The sequence below is a fragment of the Castellaniella sp. genome (genome assembly GCF_041675725.1).
Classification (GTDB): domain Bacteria; phylum Pseudomonadota; class Gammaproteobacteria; order Burkholderiales; family Burkholderiaceae_B; genus Castellaniella.
On sequence record NZ_JBAYTI010000036.1, the window covers coordinates 1 to 17,838 of the forward strand.

Genomic DNA, 17,838 nt, shown 5'->3' on the forward strand with positions numbered 1-17,838 from the left:
GGCGGGCGATGCTGAGGCCGACGAAGCACTCTCATCCTGATCGCACGGTCATCCACGTCTCGTTGCTGTTGTTGGCTCGCCTGAAAGCTCGGCGCGTAGATGAATATGACGTGCTACGCAGATTCGCAAAAAAAAGTGCCGTCGGCGGAGACGTGCTGTTCTTGCCCGCACTGAATTTTCTGTATCTCATGGGCCTGATCGAGTATCACCCCAAAACCGACGCCATTGAGTACACGGGGCCAAATGAAACTGTCTAGACTGTATTCCAATAAGCCCAGCTTGTTCGAGTCCGTGGATTTCATACAGGGCCTGAACGTCATCATGGCTGAAATTCGCTTGCCGGAGAATCGAAATAAGGACACCCATAACCTGGGTAAGACGACCCTTGGGCGCTTGCTCGACTTTGGCTTCCTTGCCAAGCGCGACCCCCGGTTCTTTCTTTTCAAACACGCCGGATTGTTCCAGGACTTTATCTTTTTCCTGGAAGTCGAGCTGGAAGATGCTTCTTTCGTAACAATCCGGCGCGGTGTGGAAGAAGCGACCAAGATTAGTTTCAAGCGCCATGAGGCCGGGCATCAAGACTTGTCTGGGTTGCCGCTGGCAGAGTGGGATCACCAGAACATGCCCTTCGAGCGGGCGCGTGAACTGCTGGATGGATTGCTCGACTGGCGCGCACTCAAGCCTTGGTCGTTTCGCAAAGGCTTGGGCTATCTGCTGCGTTCTCAGGACGATTTCCGCGACGTGTTTCATCTGGGCAAGTTCGCAGCCGCGCATTCGAGTTGGAAGCCTTTTCTGGCTCACATTCTCGGCTTCGACGCTCAGCTCGTGGTGCAGCACTACGCGAAGGAAGAGCAGCTCGCGGAAAAGCAATCCACCGCACAGACCGTCAAAAACGAGCTGGGCGGTTCCATCGAGGACATCAGCAAGATTGAAGGCATCTTGCTGCTCAAGCTGATAGAAGCCAAGAAGAAACAGAAACTACTTGACGCCTTCGACTTTCGCGCTCAGGACAAAGACCGCACCAAGCAGTTGGTCGACGACATCGACGAACGCATCGCGTTGCTCAATGCCGAGCGCTACTCGCTCAACCAGAACCAGAAGAAGATCATTGCCTCGCTGGAAGAAGATCAGATCCTTTTTAACCCCGATGAAGCGCAACGCATCTTCGAGGAGGCTGGCGTCCTATTCAAGGGGCAGATCAAGAAGGACTTCCAGCAATTGATTTCCTTCAATCGAGCCATCACTGACGAACGCCGCGGCTATCTGCAGGAAGAACGCGCAGAAATTGAAACCGAACTGAGACGCGTCAATGCGGAACTGAATACCCTAGGCAAGAAGCGCTCGGACATGCTTTCGTTCCTAAGCGGCACGGATGTATTCGGCAAGTACAAGCAGGTCACGGACGAGTTGGTGACGCTGCGCGCTGACATCACTTCACTGGAGCGTCAACGCGACTTTTTGCATCGTTTGCAGGCGCTGAGAACCGAGATCAGGGCATTGGCCGAAGAGCGCGGGCATTTACAGACCCAGATCGAGGCGGATGTCGAGAAGCAGAACTCTGATCAGAACAGTTTGTTCTCGGCGATCCGCGTTTTTTTCAATGAGATTGTCGAGGAAGTGATCGACCGCAAAGCGCTGCTCAGCGTTTCCCCGAACCAAACGGGGCATCTGGAATTCAAGGCAGAAATCCTGGATGGTTCAGGCAACGCAACCAGCGCCGACCTAGGGCATACGTACCGCAAGCTTCTGTGCATCGCTTTTGACCTGGCAATTTTGCGCGCACACCTGGACGATAAGTTCCCGCGCTTCGTCTTTCATGACGGCGTGTTCGAGTCTCTGGACGATCGCAAGAAGGAAAATCTGCTGGCAGTCATTCGACGGTACGCTGATCTGGGCCTTCAGCCCATCATCACATTGATTGATTCTGACCTGCCAGCGCGTGCCAAAGACGACGCGCCTGTGTTCTCTCCCGACGAGATTGTGGCCACATTGCACGATGAGGATGAGCACGGGAGGCTTTTCAAGATGGAGGCTTGGTAAGCGGATAGGCGCAAATCGATCATCTAGTCAAGAAGATCAGCAAAGTGGCACAAAGCTTCCAGCACCACAGAAAAGGGGACTTACGGATCCTCATCACCAGGCAAACGGTGACTCGAATGGCACGAAAAGCGCCCGAACCTGATTGTCCTGGAAGGCCGGGTTGGCCTCGAGCGCCTCAAGGAACGCGCCGCTGGCCAGACTTGGCCCCCCACGCACGTGATAGGTCGCCGTATCGGGCAGGCGGGGCGCCAACTGCGTTTTCACGAACGGATAGAGACGGGCATCGAACGCCACATCGGCGATGCCCTGCCGCTCGAGCCGCTGTGCGATGCGCTGCGCCAATACGCCCACCCGGCCCGGGTCGTCCGAATCCAGCGCGGCGCGGATGCGAACCGCGGGCAAACGGGCGGCCGTGCGCCACCCTGCCGCATGGATACGCCGTGCTGCATCCCCGCGACCGCTGGCTTCAATGACCGTCCGCACCTTGAGAAAGTACTTGCCGTCCAGCCGGTCGAGCCTGGCCAACGCGCTGTCGAGGTATTGGGAATCGAGCCCGCCGGCGTCGACCCATATTTTCCGGATGGCCTAGCTGTCGACCGAGTCCAGAAACGCGGCAAAGGGTACGCTATCTGCTGCGTCGTCGGCACCGTCACCGGCAACGAACGTGCCGGACGCCGCATCGAATACCAGCCTGATTTCGAAGGACCGGAAACCCGCCGCCCAGACATCATGCAACGCTCCGATCGAAGCCACCCTGCGGGGCACGACACGGTCCGCCTGCCCGAGGGTATCCAACAGGGCCTGATTGTACGGCTGCCACCATGCGGCATTGCCGTCATCCAGCAATGCTTGCCGGCCGTGCAGGGTGAGCGCGTCCTGCGGATCCAGATGGAACTGGCGGCTGGTGAGGTCATAGGCCGGTGTCGTGGTGTTGCTGCGGATGCCCGCCATGCCGGCCACGGTATCGTAGATCAGATCGTTGGTGAACAGCCGCGAGCGATGCGCCCGGATATTGCGTACCTTGCCCGGGTACCGACGCTCATAGCCGCTGGACGTCCAGAACAGTAGCGGGATCTCGGTCATCGCGAACGTAAACCGGCTGGAATCATGGCCCACGCCGCCGAAAACATCATCCGCATGATCTGAAAAATACACCAAGGCCGACGGTTCATCGGGCCGGCGCATCAGCAACCCCAACAATTTCGAGACTACCTCGTCGTTGTACAGAACGCTGTCGTCGTAGCAGTTCACGCTGTTCCATATGACCGGGTCGTCCATCATACGGACACCGAAGTCGCCACGACGCCGTGCCGCATCGGCATAGACGCCGAACTCTGGCGGCGTGTGCGCACAATAATCTTCATGGCTGCCCATGAGGTGCACAAACAGGATTCTGTTTTCTCCCCCCGTATCCGAATCCAGGACACTTTCGACCAGGGGTACCAGCTCGCCATCGAAGGTGGTCGCATCCGCTGTCGGGCCAATCATCTTGTTGATGCCGACCAACGCATCTGCGCCATGAGCGATGATGGACACCAGGTTATCCCAGGGCCCCATCATGTTCTGGTTGCTGAACCAATACGTCTCGAACCCTGTGGCGCGGGCCAGATCCACCAGCGAGGCCGACTTGAAGTAGCCTTTGCCGTTGAACTGGTTGGACTCGGTCAAGGCCTGGGACAACACATGGATGGTATGCGTGTGATTGCTGAATGCGTTTTCATACACGATAACTTCGCCAGACCCGGCCAGAGCCGACAATCTGGGCGTGGTATCCCGAAAGTATCCATACAGCCCCATGTGCCGGCGGCTGAGCGACTCGCCAATGACGACGACATAGGTTTCGCCGCGCCCCTTTTTTGCGGCGTCCAGCGGCGCCTGGCCACGCGACCGGCGCTGTTGAAGATCGCGGAATTCGACCAGTTCCTCATGGTATTCCATGGCCGCATGGACCGGCTGGCTCAAGACTTTCAGCACATTGGTTCCGGCACTGGGAAACACGACCAGCACGCAGATCGTCAGCAAAGCCAGAGTGGGCCTGACCCCCTGGATCCGCGGCGTCGCGGCTAAACAAATCAAGGCCGCTATCGTGGCAATGACGATAAGTACTGCGACGAGATACCTGAACGAAACGAACCCCGACACAAACTGCCAGGCTTCGTCAAGATTGGTTTGAAATATGGCAAACAGCCCGTCCTGGTTGATGGGCACCCCGGCACTGAAGTAATACGTGATGTACACAGCCGGGATAACCAAAGCAACCACCACGACGACCGCCACCGTCAAGACGCCAAAGAAGCGCAAGTGGGCATTCTTGATGCGGGCCAATATCAACAGGGACAAGGCCAGCGCAAACGAGAGCGCTGCATACGCCACCAGGGTTGTAAATGGCAAGGTGCCGAACGTCACGGTCTCTGCAAAAACCCAGGACAGAAAGAACAGGCACGAGAGCACGGCCACCAGCACAGCGCCCCGTACCCATAATATGAGGAAGAACATTGTCCACAGCAAGGGCAGGGACAGCATTTTTGCGATGGCAGCGGCCCCTCTGCCAGATACGATAGACCCCCCATAGTCGCCCAGCGGCACGAGCTGAAAATAACAGAGTGCCGCTAGGGTGATGAAAACTGCAAGCAATGTAATGATCCGGCCCATGACTCCAACTCTGGAAGAGATGCCGCAAGAGGCTGTATTCTTTGGTATGTTTTTGCCGCTCTGCCGCCACGGGCGGTACACATCATAACATGTTGATACACAGACACACATGACACCCGCGGCCTTACCCCGTACTCATCTTCTGACGGCGGTCTGCCTGGTCATCCTGATCAGCGCCGGGGTGCTCAACTGGCTGGCCCCCATGTCGTCGGACGACTACAGCTACGCCACCAAGGGCGTGTCCTGGGACGCCATCCGCGGGCATTATCTGGGTTGGAGCGGGCGGCTGGTGGCCGACACGCTGTCCAGTCTGGTGCTGGGCTGGGGATCCCACTGGGCCGACGCGGTCAACACCCTGGCCCTGCTGGCCCTGGTCTGGATCCTGAGCACGCTGGGTCAGCACCTGGCCGGCAAGGCCTCGTGGGTGCCCGACCCGCGCGTGCTGCTTTTCGTGTTCATCCTGTACTGGGTGAACAACCCTCGCTTGGGGCACACGACGTTCTGGATCGTGGGCGCGGCCAATTATCTGTGGACGCACGCCCTCTTGTTTGGCTTCGCGCTGGCCTTCGTAGCCATCCTGCAAGACGAAAAAAAACCTCTGTGGAAGGGGCTGGCGCTGGCCGTGCTGGCCGTACTGGCTGGATGCACGAACGAAAACACTGCGCCCACCGCCTGGCTGATGTTGGCCTGGCTCGGCATACAAAGCGAGCGCGAGCGGCCGGACGGCCCCCCATCACTGCGGGCGTGGGGATGGCCGGCCTTCTGGCTGCTGTGCATGGCCATCGGCATCGCCATCCTGGTGCTCTCGCCTGGCGACCTGGCTCGGGCCGCCCACCCCAGCAATCGCGAATGGTACGACGCCCCGCTGGCGTGGCGCATCGAATATCACCTGTGGCGCCGTTTTCCAGATGCCATGGCCAAATACTGGCAAGCGGCGCTGGTGCTGTTGTGGGGCGCGGCCTGTATCCGCCTGCCGCGGGCGGTCATACGGCGCATCGGCCTTCTGGTGGCCCTGGCCTGCATCGCCAACCTGGCGCTGGTGTTCGCACCCGCCTACCCCAAGCGCACCCTGCAGGGCGGCTTTCTGTTTATGTTGCTGGCCGTCGCCGTCATGGGGCACCAGGCCGTACAGCCCGGCGCGCTCAGGCGCCCACGGCTGCTGGCGCTGGGGCTGGGCCTGTGCGCCCTGCAATGGCTGGTGTCATTCAGCCTGCTGGTGCGCGCGTACTACGGCACCGCCCAGCAAGACCGGCTGCGCGTGGCCCTGATCCAGCAGGGCATTGCCAAGCAAGCCCATCGCATCGATATCCCAGGCTATTATTTCAGCCCCTTGCTGAACTCGCGCGACGGATTCGACACGTTCTTCAACCAGGACGCCATTGCGGCATACTATGGCACGCAAGCAGAAATCGTTGAACACCCAGTGACGGGCCCCTATGATGTCGAACACCCCCCCCATTTCGCCACCGCCCCACCCCGATGACCCGGGCCCGCCCGCGGCCCTGCGCACCCTGGTTACGGGCGGCGCGGGCTTCATTGGTTCGGCCGTGGTGCGCCACCTGATCGGACACACCCGGCATGCCGTCCTGAACCTGGACAAACTGACGTACGCCGGCAACCTGGAATCCGTGGCCTGCGTCGCCGACCACCCCCGCTACCGGTTCGTGCAGGCCGACATCTGCGATGCCGCCGCCATGCGCCAGTGCCTGAGCGAATTCGACCCCGACATCATCCTGCACCTGGCCGCCGAATCGCATGTAGACCGCTCGATCGACAGCCCCGAAGCCTTCGTGCACACCAACGTCCTGGGCACCCACATACTGCTCGAAGCCGCCCGGCACCATTGGTCGGCCCTGTCCCCGACACGCCAGGCGCGCTTTCGCTTCCATCAGGTATCCACCGACGAAGTCTTTGGCGACCTGGCTGGGCAAAGCGGCTTGTTCATGGAAACCACCGCCTACGCCCCCAGCTCGCCCTATGCGGCCAGCAAGGCGGGTGCCGACCATCTGGTACGCGCCTGGCAACGCACGTACGGCCTGCCCACGCTGATCACCCATTGTTCGAACAACTACGGGCCGTATCATTTTCCGGAAAAACTGATCCCCCACATGATTCTCAACGCCCTGCACGGCCAGCCCCTGCCCGTATACGGCGATGGCGGCCAGGTCCGCGACTGGCTGTACGTCGAAGACCACGCAAGAGCCCTGGTGCACGTGGCCACCCACGCCGCGCCTGGCGCGTGCTACAACATCGGCGGCCACAACGAGCACACCAATCTGCACGTGGTGCAACAAATCTGTGCCTTGCTCGAAGAGCTGGCGCCGCGCAAGCCCCAGGGCGTGCGGCAGTATGCCGACCTGATCCACTTCGTGGCCGACCGGCCCGGGCACGATCGTCGCTACGCCATCGACGCCGGCAAGATCGCACGCGAACTGGGCTGGCAGCCCCAGGAAAGCTTCGACTCGGGCCTGCGCAAGACGGTGGCCTGGTACTTGGCGCAGCGCGGCTGGTGGCAGCGCGTACTCAGCGGCGACTACCGGCTGGGCCGGCTGGGGGTGGCGCCATGAAAGGCATCGTATTGGCCGGGGGCTCGGGCACCCGGCTGTTTCCCATCACGCAGGCCATCTCCAAGCAGCTGCTGCCCATTTACGACAAACCCATGATTTACTACCCGCTGTCGGTGCTGATGCTGGCGGGTATCCAGGATATCCTGCTGATCTCCACCCCCGACGACCTGCCCAGTTTCCAGAAACTGCTGGGTGATGGCAGCCGCTATGGCCTGAACCTGTCGTATGCCGAACAGCCCTCGCCAGACGGCCTGGCCCAGGCCTTCATCATTGGCGCAGACTTCATCGGCAGCGATCCCGTCAGCCTGATCCTGGGCGACAATATTTTCTACGGTTACGGCTTTGGCCAGATGCTGCGCGAAGCGGCCGCACGCACCACGGGGGCCACTATTTTCGGCTACCCGGTGACCGATCCCGAACGCTTCGGCGTGGTTGAATTCGACGAACAAGGCAGGGTGCTGTCCATCGAAGAAAAGCCGGCCCGGCCCAGATCCCGCTTCGCCGTCACCGGCCTGTACTTCTACGACAACCGGGTGATCGACCTGGCGCGCCAGGTCCGGCCCTCGGCGCGCGGTGAACTAGAAATCACCGACATCAACAAAGCCTATCTCCAGGTGGGCGACCTGCAAGTCAGCATTCTGGGGCGCGGCTTCGCCTGGCTGGATACCGGCACGCACGACAGCCTGCAGGATGCCGGCGCGTTCGTGCGCACCATCGAGCTGCGCCAGGGCCTGAAAGTGGCCTGCCTGGAGGAAATCGCCTTCCACCAGGGCTGGCTGGGGCGCGACCAGCTGCTGGCCCAGGGCCAGGCCATGGCCAAGACCGGCTATGGCCAGTACCTGCTGAAGCTGGTCAATGAGGCCAACGATGCCAAAGAGGCCAGCGCATGAAGGTCACGGCCACGGCCCTGCCTGGCGTGCTCATCATCGAACCACAGGTATTCGAAGATGCGCGCGGCTATTTCATGGAAACCTTCAGCGCCCGGCGCTACCGCGAGCAGGCGGGTATCATGCAGGCCTTCGTGCAGGACAATCACTCGCACTCACGCCGGGGCGTGCTGCGCGGGCTGCATTTTCAGAAGGCCCGGCCGCAGGGTAAGCTGGTCAGCGTGACCCGCGGCGCCGTCTACGACGTGGTAGTGGACATCGCCCCCGGTTCGCCCACGCTGGGCGCTCACGTGGGCATCGAGCTGTCCGACCGCAACCACCGCCAGTTATGGGTGCCGCCCGGCTATGCGCACGGGTTTTGTGTACTATCCGAGCAAGCCGACCAGACCTACAAATGCACCGACTACTACGACCCCGACGACGAAGGCGGCCTGGCCTGGAATTGTCCGGACATATCCGTCGCATGGCCGATCGACCAGCCCCTGTTATCCGCCAAAGACCGGCAGCATCCCACCCTGAGCCAGCTACTGGCCCAATGGACCGATCCCACCCGCCGCCATCCATGACCCTTTTCCGAGGCCCCCAACAATGAACGCCCCGTCCCAGGCCCACTGGCATCTCTCCATGCTGCTGGTCGCGCTGACCGCACTCATGCCCATCACCATCATGAGCAGCCAGACGATCCCCAGCGGGCTGTTCTATGGCGTGGCCCTGGTCAGCCTGATCCTGCTTGCGCTGCGGCGCTTTGCCGGGGCCGGCCCGATCAGCCGCCACCATCGCGGCGTGCTGATCTGCATGGCGGCCCCCACGCTGGCCGTGCTCTGGTCCGCCCTGGCGCATGGCCGCCTGGTCGGCCTGGATCTCGAAGTCGCCCTGCGGTTTTTCCTGGGCTTCTGGGTGCTGTTGCTGGCCTACCGCAGCATTGGCAACGCGCAGGCCCGCTGGGGCTTGTGGGGCTTTCTGGCGGCCACCGCCGTAGCGGCCACTTATATCCTGGTGCTGGCCCCCGTCGAAGACACCGGCCGCCCGCAAACCAGCGCTATCTATAACGCCGTCGGTTACGGCAGCCTGACGGCCTTGCTGATGACCCTCTGTGTCGCCGCCCTGCGCCTGCCCCTGTGGCGGATCCCGGCCCTGCCGGGCCGGGCGCAGCCGGCCGGCGCGCAGCCAGTCGGGGTGCGGGCATTGCTCGTCCTTCTGGCGCTGGCCGCCCTGGTGGCCGTAATCTATACGCAAACCCGCACGGCCTGGATGGCGATCCCGATCTTCATACTCATTCTCGCCGCGCTATTCATCCCGCCCCAAAAGCCGACGCGCCTGCTGGCGGCGGCCATACTGGGTGTCGTGGCCGTGGGCGCGCTGCTGGCCTTCAACAGCACCGTGCAGGATCGCGTGGCCGAAGCCTATGAAGAAGCCACCACCTGCACGGGCGACCAGCGCACGGCCAATACGTCGATCTGCATCCGCCTCCAGTTGTGGCGTTCGTCGCTGGACATGCTGGCCAAACGCCCCTGGGCGGGCACGGGCTCCAAGCGCCACTTCAATGACTACCTGGTGGCCGAATCCCTGCCCCTGGGCCTGGTCTCCCCGCAGGTCGCCGAAAACTGGGGTGAACCGCACAATGACCTGCTGCTCTACCTCACCAGCTTCGGCTGGCCGGGCGGCCTGGCGCTGCTGCTGATCTACCTGGGCCCCGCCTGGGTATTCGCCCGCCGCCTGCTAGGCGCCGGGCCGCCGGCGACACGCGCGGCGGCCGCCATGGGCCTGGCGGTCTGCCTGGGCTTCCTGATCTTCGGGCTAACCGAAACCTTGTTTCGCAGCATGCGCACGGTGTCCTTCTACACCTTGTGCGTGGCTTATTTCATGGCCTTGTCGGACAACAGCGTGACGGACGCGGGCCGGATCTCGCGGTCGTAGTCCACCAGCCGGTTGCCGGCGACCACCTGGCGTGTCATGGGCGTGAGACGGCCGGCGGCCAGGTCGCACCCCTTGTGCAGCGGTGTACGGATATCGGCCAGCGTCAGCACGGTATCCAGAAAACATGTGCTGTCTACTGGCCTATCCTTGTTGTCCACCAGGCTGGCCTGGCGCTCATCGTCGAAATAACCGGGCTTGAGCCAGAACAGCAGCGGGATGCTGTAATTATAGGGGGTCTGGCCGCCGTACAGGCTGCGGCCATCTTCGAAAATCGCCGTGCCGTGGTCCGAAATAAACGACAGCGACGCCCGGCCCGGCGTGCGTTTCAGGGCGTCCACCAGCTGCGATAATACGTAATCCGTCTTGAGGATCGTATTGTCGTAGGTATTGTCCAAGATCGGCTTGTCGGCGGCCGTGGGTGATCCATAAGGTACTTGCCGGTAAGACGGGCCAAAGACCTCGAAACGGTCATCATAACGATCCTGGTAATTGAAATGGCTGCCGATCATCTTGAAGACGATCAACTTGCGCGGCGCGTCCTCCGCCAGAATACGCTGCACCGCCTGCAAGCCTGCCAGATCGGCCAACTCGCCCTTGGGCGGCTCGCTGTGCACGTAATGATCGGCCTCATTCACAATCAGGTTGACCGCACTGTCACCCCCATGGCGCGGGCCCAGGTAGCTGACGTAGTAGGTGTCGTAGCCCGCCTCCTTGAAGGCCGTGATCAATGATTTTTCAGGATAGATCCGCCCGTCGAGCGCCGCCAGGCTGCGCGTCAGGATCACGGGGGTGGACTGCAGCGTATAGGCCGCGTTCGAAATCGCATCGGTGAAGCTGATCAGGTCGGGCTGTCGCGCCAGCAGCGGCGTCGTGTCGCGATGATAGCCATTGATGCCCAGCCGGTCGCCCCGCGCCGTTTCACCCAGCACCAGCACCACGGTATCCTGCCCCCCATAGCCTGGCTCCGCCCCCCACTGAAAACGGGCCCGGGCCTGAATGCGCTGCAGATTGTCGGCATATACCTGCTGCGCCTCGCACAGACCGGCATAGACTCTGTGCAGTAGGAAACCATCGGCCCACAACAGGCCGCCCATCGAGGCCGCCGAGACGGCCAGCAGCCCCGGCCCCACCCAGCGGCCCGCGGGGATGCGCGCCCCCCAGCGCCGCGCCAGCCCGAACAGCAGCACGATACCCAGCAGGAACAAAGCGCTCAGATATTCATACTTGCTGCCCAGGTTCGCCAGGCCCGCTGCGACCTCGCCCGCGTTGGTATCGGCCAGAATGGCCACCAAGTCGGGAATCAGCTTGAGCGGGTTCTGATGGCCCAACAGCTTGGACGCATAAAAATACAGCCCCAGCAGCAGTGCCACCAGGCCTGTGAACGCCAGGGTAACCCACCGCCAGCCCCGCACGAGAAACCCCAGGGCGACCAGCAGCGTCAACAGGCTGTACCCTATGGGCACGTGCACTTTGCGATATAGCGCTGCACATAGGATGGCAAACACCAGGTACGTGATCGCCAGCGCCACCGGCGAGCGCGCCCACCGGGCCATCACCGTCACGCCTCCGACCCGTGTGCCGGACGTTGCAGCCCGCCCTCGACCTGCCTGCGCAACCGTGCAAACGCGCGCAGCACTTCGGCGGGCCGCAAGGCGTTACGCCAGTAGCGGTCCCGCAGACGCCCGCCGATCAGCCACCGGGGGTACACGAAAGCCGCCGGCGACCAGGCCGGCAGCCAGCAGCGCGTGCGCGTGGGGCGCCCGGTGAGTGACAGCGTGGGAATCCCCACGTTGGACGACAAATGCCCAATGCCCGATTCATTGCCGATGAACCAGCCCGACTGGTGAATAAAGCGGGCGACGGCCGACAAGGACGGCAGCTCGGGCAAACCCAGGCCCAGATCGCGCACCCACAGCCAATCAGGCCGCTCGACCGGCGAGACGATGTAACACGGCTCGAAGCCCTGATCCTGCAGGCGCAGGCCCAGCGCCCTGAAATGCTGCGGTGCCCAGCAGCGCTGCGCCCCGGTGGACGTTGGATGAATCACCACGCGCTGGGGGTGGCAGCGCCATGCCGACGGATCGGGCGCGCGCATGCCGTTGTCGGCCGTAGCCTGCGCCAGGCCCAGATAGTAGTGACAGAACCGCACGATCTGGTCCAGCTTGGTGAAATCGCGCCCCGTGACCCGTACCAGGCCATCGTAATACAAGGCCCGTGGATGGTGCGCGTGCAGGTCGAATGGCCAATCAACGTGCATCTGCAGCGCCAGATCGAACCCTTGCAAGGCCTGCGTGGCCTGCGCCTCGGCCAGTGCCAGGCGCAGCGCCAACCCGGGCAGCCAATCCGCCAGGCCCTGGGCATAATCCCCAAACACACAGACCTCGCGCCCGGCCGCCTGCAGGTTGTGCGCAATGGTGAGCATCAGCAGCGAATCCCCCAGGCGCGGCGCCAACAGCACCGCCACCCGCTGGCTGGCCTCGACCTGTTCGCGCACCCGGGCCATGTCGGCCAGGTCGCGCGGCGCCAGCCGCCGAATCGCCGCGTCGTCCCCCAGACCGGGCGCCGCCGGCTGGCTCATCGCGCCCCCCAGCCCGTGAGCACGATGCGCACCGTCTTGAACAGAATCAGCAAATCCAACCATAGAGAAAAATGCTTGATGTAGTAAAAATCATGCTGGATCTTGATGCGCGTGGACTCGGTGTCATCCGCATAACCCTGCATCACCTGCGCCCAGCCGGTGATCCCGGGGCGCACGACGTGACGGTAAATGTAAAAAGGGATCTCTTCTTCAAAGCGGTCGACAAATACCCGCTGCTCGGGCCGTGGGCCGATCAGGCTCATGTCGCCGCGCAACACGTTAAAGAGCTGGGGCAGCTCGTCCAGGCGGGTCTTGCGAATGAAGCGCCCCACCCGCGTGATGCGGTCATCGTCATTGCCCGCCAGGCGCGCCCCGCGGGCCTCGGCATCCACCACCATGCTGCGGAACTTGAAGATACGGAAATCGCGGTTGCCCAAGCCCACCCGGTTCTGCACAAACAAGGCCGGGCCCGGGCTGTCGAGCCGGATGGCCAGCGCCACGACGGCCATCAGCGGCAGCACCAATGGCAGGCTGACGATCACCAGCACCATCTCGATCAGGCGCTTGCTGATCACGTACAGGGGCGCCGGCAGCAAGGTACCAACCTCGTTTTCCGACAGGTGGTCGATCTGAACACGGCCCGTGAGCCCTTCGACCACCTGGCGCACATTGAACACCGGGATGTGCGCCAGGATACAGCGCGCCAGGAAGCGTTCCCACTCGGGCGTCATGCTGGTGCCGGCCAGGTCGGCCACGATGCCATCGTAGCGAATGCCCTGCAGGTCAGGCGCCTGCAAGTGCCGAAACTCGACATTGGGCGCGGGCTGCAGCGCCGTCGTATCCGCCATGGGCAAAATAGCGAATTTCAGGCGCCGGTAGCGCCGGCCGATGTAATAACTGGAATAGCACCACAGCAGCGCCAGTCCCCAGGCCACCAGCAATGCCGAGCGTGAATAACTGCTGCGCGTAAAAAACAGTACTGCAAACGAGAGTGCATACACGCCTGAGACGACGGGCGCGATGTGGGCCCACACATGCCCGCCCACGAACGTGGACAAGCGCCGCAGCAAAATGAACGACAGCACCCAGGCGCTGCCAGCCGCCCACAGCGTATTGACGCGGTTCTGCGTCAGGTGTTGCCATTGGGAAACATCCCACAGCCACAAGGAGGGCAGAATCACACAGCACAGCAGGCCCGCCAGCAGCTGGCACGGCACTGAAAACAACAAGACTTCGTACCAGCGCGAATGACGCCGTGCGTGCGAAGTGGCTGACGTATCCTGTGGCATATCCTAACAACCCTCTTGCAAACGCCCATCAGGATGCCCTGCGTTTGGCCCAGGCCCGTGCCGCGTAATGACCCATCAACCCCGCCGCCGTGGGCCAGGACAGGCCCAAGTGATGGCGATAGATGTGCCACTGCCAACCCGCATTGCGCCAGATATTGGCTGAACGCGAGCCCGCCTGCACGCGGTAATCTGCCAACGGCTGCTCGCTTGGCACGCGCCGGGCTTCGCCTGCGCGCTGTACGGCCTGCAGCCAGAACAGATAGTCTTCATGCCCGATCGATGCGAAGCGCAACTCCCGGGCCAGGCCTGCCCGCAACATCCCAGTGGACAAGCCAATTACATTACCACGCAGCAGGTCATGAAATGTCACCCTCAACACGGGGGTCACCCGGTTGAGCACTCCTTCCGCCCCAAAGCGCTGATACGCCGTGTAGCTGATGGCACAGCCTGTCGCCTGCAGGCTGGCACACTGTTGTGCCAGCTTGTCCGCATGCCAGCGATCGTCACTGTCCAGGAACGCCACGTACTCGCCGCGCGCTTCGGCCAGCGCCCGGTTGCGGGTTTCAGCCACCCCGCGATTGACGGGGTTGACCAGCACACCGACACGGGCGTCCGATTCGGCATGCGCCTGCGCGATCGCCAGGGTGTCATCGGTGGCGGCATCCACCACCACCAGCAGTTCCCAGTCGGCCAGGGTCTGCGCCTGAACCGACGCGATGGCCTCGGCCAGCGTGGCCTGCGCGTTCCAGGCCGGCATGACGATGGAGACCAGTGGCAAGCGGGACGATGCGCCGGCTAACGACATCTCACACCCTATGTGCAAGCGTTCTGGCGACCTTCGAGCGTACGCGGCGCACGAACCGAACGCCGCGCCGATGCGCGCGCCAGAACCACCAGGCCTGCCGGTCCATGGCCTTTTGCAGCCGCTCGTTTCGCTGGATCAGCCGGACCTCCAGCTCGGGATAGCCGGGCATGACGCCGTCATCCGCCAGCCGACACCCATCGAGCACAAACATATGCTGGCTGGCGGCCTTGACCATGTAGCTGTCCAAAACACCGGCCAGGTAAATGTAGCTGATGTCGGAAAAGCCATAAAGGCGCTCGACCGACTCCCGGCTGGCCGTATCATTGACTACCTCGTAGAGCCATCGCAGGCCCAGCTGCCACGCATTGGGCTGTGCAGAGGTCACACAAGCCATGGCCAGCAGGAATTTCAGGTGGTAGCCATCCGGATGACGCCATGACTCGAACTCGGGAAACACCTGGACAAAATCATCGAACGAGGCCAGTGCCAAGTAGTTCTGGCGCAGGATATTCCACTCGTTGCTGATGCGTATGAACACATCGGCGCGCTCACCGCTAATGTTGGAACGATTGCTAAAGCGCCTGAAAAGTGTCAATCGCTCTGGCAACACATCCACCGGATAATGCTGCAGCACGCGCGACCACATTTCCGCATCATCCGTCTGTGCCAGCCCGTAGCGGTATGCACCCAGCTTTTCGTAGCAGCGCTTGCGAATCAGCACGCTGGGATGGCACAGGGCATTGGTGCCGTCGAACAGATTCCTGAGCAGCACCCAGCGGGACCGATGGGGCCGGTTCAGCCACTCGCTGTGAACCTTATTGCCATACTCGTCGATCATCTGCACCCAGGTGAACACAGCGGCCACGTCGGGGTGCGCATCCAGCCAGGCCACCTGCCGCTCGAGCTTTTCCGGCGCCCAGGCATCATCGGAATGGTGCATGGCGATGTATTCGCCGGCAGCATCGGTGATCGCCTGGTTTACCATGGAAATGATCTGTGCAGGCCGGTCTGAACGACGCGCCTGAATGCGCGCATCAGTCTGACGGCTGATCAGGGTCCACGACGCATCGGTAGAGGCGTCATCGAGGATCAACAGCTCGAAGTCAGAAAACGTCTGCCCAAGCACACTCTGGATGGCCTGCTCGATGAACGTCTGATGGTTGTACGAGGTAAGGAGGACGGATACTCGGGGCATGATCAAGAAACCGCGGCAGGCGCCGGCCGGCCGACAATACGAGAGGGCCTATCGCCCAATCAGGCAGTCGAAGCGATAATACGCACATGTTAGCTGCTCGGACTGTTCGCAGATGGATGCCGTCAGCCCCTGGGCCTCGACCAAGCCGATAAATTCATCCCTTCCCCACCACGTGCCAATGTGGGGGATCCCTTCGGCCTTCAGCTTCTGGTAATACGCCATTTTCTCGTCGGTATCGTAGTAGACCGACAGCTTGCCGGCATCGGGCACACCGCCTATATGGAACTTTTCGACTGTGCCCGACTGGCTAATCGCGTGCAACAGACGTGACAAGCTTTCCGTATCCAGACACGACACCGAGTCGCGCAGATACACCTTGTTCATGCCGTGGAAAAACTTGCTGGGCAGGCGCGACACATCGGCAATCTCATAGTGGATGTTATCGGCCACGCTGTGCTGCCGAGCGTAGTGAATCAGACCTTCTGAAAAATCCACCCCAGTCACGGCACGGACCCTCGGCGCCACCGCCCTGGTGATCAGGCCATTGCCGCAGCACAGATCGGCCACGCAGTCCGATAGCTGCAGATTAAGCGACTGGACGACCGCATCGATCGCTAAATTCATCTGCACATCGCTAACTTCCTGGCCATTGACGGTTCTTTCCACCTGCCGCAACGGTGCATCCGCGAATTTCTCGGCCAATACGTTATAACGGTCTTTCCAATAAGTAGTCATGTTCGTCAACCATGAGGATGGGCCCATCAAGGACCCTGCAGCACGCGGCGCACCACGTCGATCAAGTGATCCATCTGCCTGTCTGAATATCGTTGATCGCAGGGCAAGGCCAGGCAATGATCCAGCAGCCATTCTTCGGCCTCGTGGCCGGCCACCCGTTCGCGCGCCTCTTCCCAGTAGGTTGGCACGAACACATCATGCTGTGCGAGTGATTTTCTTATACAGGTCACCCGACGATCTAACAGTAAAGGATAGCACAAGGGGACTGTCGTCTCTTCCATGTGCCAGTACACCCGGTTCACCCTATTGAATGCCGCGGCCAGGCGCATGAAATTCGCCCGTCGCCGCGCCCGCAGCTGCGCCATGTCGATGCTGCGCAGGATCCTGCGGCTCAGGCGCGACATCGCCAAAGGCGTACTGTCTTCCAGCTGCCGGTTGGCCTCGAGGAATGCCTGGTAGCCCTCCCGGGCCGAACCTGACATGCGCATCAGCAGTGGCACCATCCGGGCCATCGAATGGGTGTCTTCCACGGCCGGTGCCTGCACGTGGGCCGATCGTGTGCGCAAGAGCCCCCCGTCCGGCAGTCCAGCAAACTTGCGCGGCGAATAAATGGCCCCAAAAGCACAATGATCATCGGCAAACAGCGCCTGCGTATTGTCGATTATAAGTTGGTCTAGCGTCAGCTTCAGCAGCAACTCTGACAGAGGCGGGTTGGATAAGCCAAAGTAATTAATATAAATAAGCGCCGCATATTCTGGAATTCGCTCAGAAACAACCGGACGCAGTGCGTAATCTAGAAAATAATATCGCGGTGTACAGCCAGCAGCCTGAATAGACTCAAGAACCGAGTTGCAAACATACGCTGGAACCCAGCACTCCCGAAACCGGGATCCCGTCAAAAGGGCGCGCAACGCAGCGCGAGCCGACTGAAATTTCAGGTAAGGCCGTGGAAATGGGTCACCGTAATCAGCCAAATCCAGCTCAAAATAACCACCGATCTCCGACTCGCTCCTCTGAGTAATAGTTCTTGCAAGCATACCTTTTGTTTTTGCCCTATTAATGCCTTTTGCGTCCATCGTCTTAGGGGCGGTCCGATCAAGTCACTTTGACGGTTCATTCAAGCGGCACGATCAGCCCGAATTTCATAAGTTGACAGCTGTGCCCACGACGATG

The 17,838-nt window shown here is 61.6% G+C and carries 16 protein-coding genes; 7 read left to right on the forward strand and 9 right to left on the reverse strand.

The window, feature by feature from the left end; genetic code table 11:
* Together WCZ84_RS08690 and WCZ84_RS08695 are read left to right on the forward strand one after the other, a co-directional pair.
* On the forward strand, positions 1–257 hold a 257-nt coding region (locus WCZ84_RS08690), incomplete at its 5' end, for an ABC-three component system middle component 8 (RefSeq protein ID WP_372685877.1).
* 64 nt (positions 258–321) lie between these two features.
* The gene (locus WCZ84_RS08695; RefSeq protein WP_372685878.1) at positions 322–2,040 is read left to right on the forward strand and encodes a DUF2326 domain-containing protein; all 1,719 of its coding nucleotides are present in this window, start codon (positions 322–324) and stop codon (positions 2,038–2,040) included.
* 93 nt (positions 2,041–2,133) lie between these two features.
* Here WCZ84_RS08695 and WCZ84_RS08700 read toward each other — a convergent pair whose 3' ends face one another.
* Both WCZ84_RS08700 and WCZ84_RS08705 read right to left on the reverse strand, forming a co-directional pair.
* Entirely contained in the window at positions 2,134–2,565 is a 432-nt protein-coding gene (locus WCZ84_RS08700) for a hypothetical protein (protein ID WP_372685879.1), read from the reverse strand.
* Between the two features lie 60 nt (positions 2,566–2,625).
* Positions 2,626–4,674, reverse strand: coding sequence for a phosphoethanolamine transferase (locus tag WCZ84_RS08705; protein WP_372685880.1), 2,049 nt, complete (start codon positions 4,672–4,674; stop codon positions 2,626–2,628).
* A gap of 127 nt (positions 4,675–4,801) precedes the next feature.
* Here WCZ84_RS08705 and WCZ84_RS08710 point away from each other — a divergent pair, with 127 nt between their 5' ends.
* From WCZ84_RS08710 to WCZ84_RS08730, 5 genes are read left to right on the forward strand one after another with little or no spacing between them, the layout of a single operon-like run.
* On the forward strand, positions 4,802–6,175 hold the full coding sequence (locus WCZ84_RS08710; RefSeq protein ID WP_372685881.1) for a DUF6056 family protein: 1,374 nt from the start codon (positions 4,802–4,804) through the stop codon (positions 6,173–6,175).
* 19 nt (positions 6,176–6,194) lie between these two features.
* On the forward strand, positions 6,195–7,259 hold the full coding sequence (gene rfbB / locus WCZ84_RS08715) for a dTDP-glucose 4,6-dehydratase (protein WP_372685901.1): 1,065 nt from the start codon (positions 6,195–6,197) through the stop codon (positions 7,257–7,259).
* Positions 7,256–8,149 carry a glucose-1-phosphate thymidylyltransferase RfbA gene (gene rfbA / locus WCZ84_RS08720; protein WP_372685882.1) on the forward strand — a complete coding sequence of 298 codons (894 nt, stop codon included), beginning with the start codon at positions 7,256–7,258 and terminating at the stop codon, positions 8,147–8,149. The genes rfbB and rfbA overlap by 4 nt, the downstream gene beginning before the upstream one ends.
* A complete protein-coding gene (rfbC, locus tag WCZ84_RS08725; protein ID WP_372685883.1) occupies positions 8,146–8,712 on the forward strand; it encodes a dTDP-4-dehydrorhamnose 3,5-epimerase in 567 nt (188 codons plus the stop codon). Before rfbA ends, rfbC begins: the two co-directional genes overlap by 4 nt.
* A 22-nt stretch (positions 8,713–8,734) precedes the next feature.
* The gene (locus WCZ84_RS08730; protein ID WP_372685884.1) at positions 8,735–10,063 is read left to right on the forward strand and encodes an O-antigen ligase family protein; all 1,329 of its coding nucleotides are present in this window, start codon (positions 8,735–8,737) and stop codon (positions 10,061–10,063) included.
* On the opposite strand, the gene WCZ84_RS08735 is transcribed toward WCZ84_RS08730, so the two are convergent.
* From WCZ84_RS08735 to WCZ84_RS08765, 7 genes are all read right to left on the reverse strand, one after another.
* Positions 10,003–11,616, reverse strand: coding sequence for a phosphoethanolamine transferase (locus WCZ84_RS08735; protein ID WP_372685902.1), 1,614 nt, complete (start codon positions 11,614–11,616; stop codon positions 10,003–10,005). The genes WCZ84_RS08730 and WCZ84_RS08735 overlap by 61 nt on opposite strands.
* A gap of 5 nt (positions 11,617–11,621) precedes the next feature.
* Positions 11,622–12,566 (reverse strand): glycosyltransferase family 9 protein, encoded by a 945-nt coding sequence (locus WCZ84_RS08740; protein WP_372685903.1) that lies wholly within the window; start codon positions 12,564–12,566, stop codon positions 11,622–11,624.
* Positions 12,567–12,637: 71 nt separating this feature from the next.
* Entirely contained in the window at positions 12,638–13,930 is a 1,293-nt protein-coding gene (locus tag WCZ84_RS08745) for a sugar transferase (protein WP_372685885.1), read from the reverse strand.
* Between the two features lie 28 nt (positions 13,931–13,958).
* A complete protein-coding gene (locus WCZ84_RS08750; protein WP_372685886.1) occupies positions 13,959–14,735 on the reverse strand; it encodes a glycosyltransferase family 2 protein in 777 nt (258 codons plus the stop codon).
* Between the two features lies 1 nt (position 14,736).
* The gene (locus tag WCZ84_RS08755; protein WP_372685887.1) at positions 14,737–15,930 is read right to left on the reverse strand and encodes a glycosyltransferase family 2 protein; all 1,194 of its coding nucleotides are present in this window, start codon (positions 15,928–15,930) and stop codon (positions 14,737–14,739) included.
* 48 nt (positions 15,931–15,978) lie between these two features.
* Complete coding sequence (locus WCZ84_RS08760; protein ID WP_372685888.1) at positions 15,979–16,692, reverse strand: class I SAM-dependent methyltransferase; 714 nt, start codon at positions 16,690–16,692, stop codon at positions 15,979–15,981.
* The gene (locus tag WCZ84_RS08765) at positions 16,692–17,741 is read right to left on the reverse strand and encodes a hypothetical protein (RefSeq protein ID WP_372685889.1); all 1,050 of its coding nucleotides are present in this window, start codon (positions 17,739–17,741) and stop codon (positions 16,692–16,694) included. The genes WCZ84_RS08760 and WCZ84_RS08765 overlap by 1 nt, the downstream gene beginning before the upstream one ends.
* Positions 17,742–17,838 lie beyond the last annotated feature (97 nt).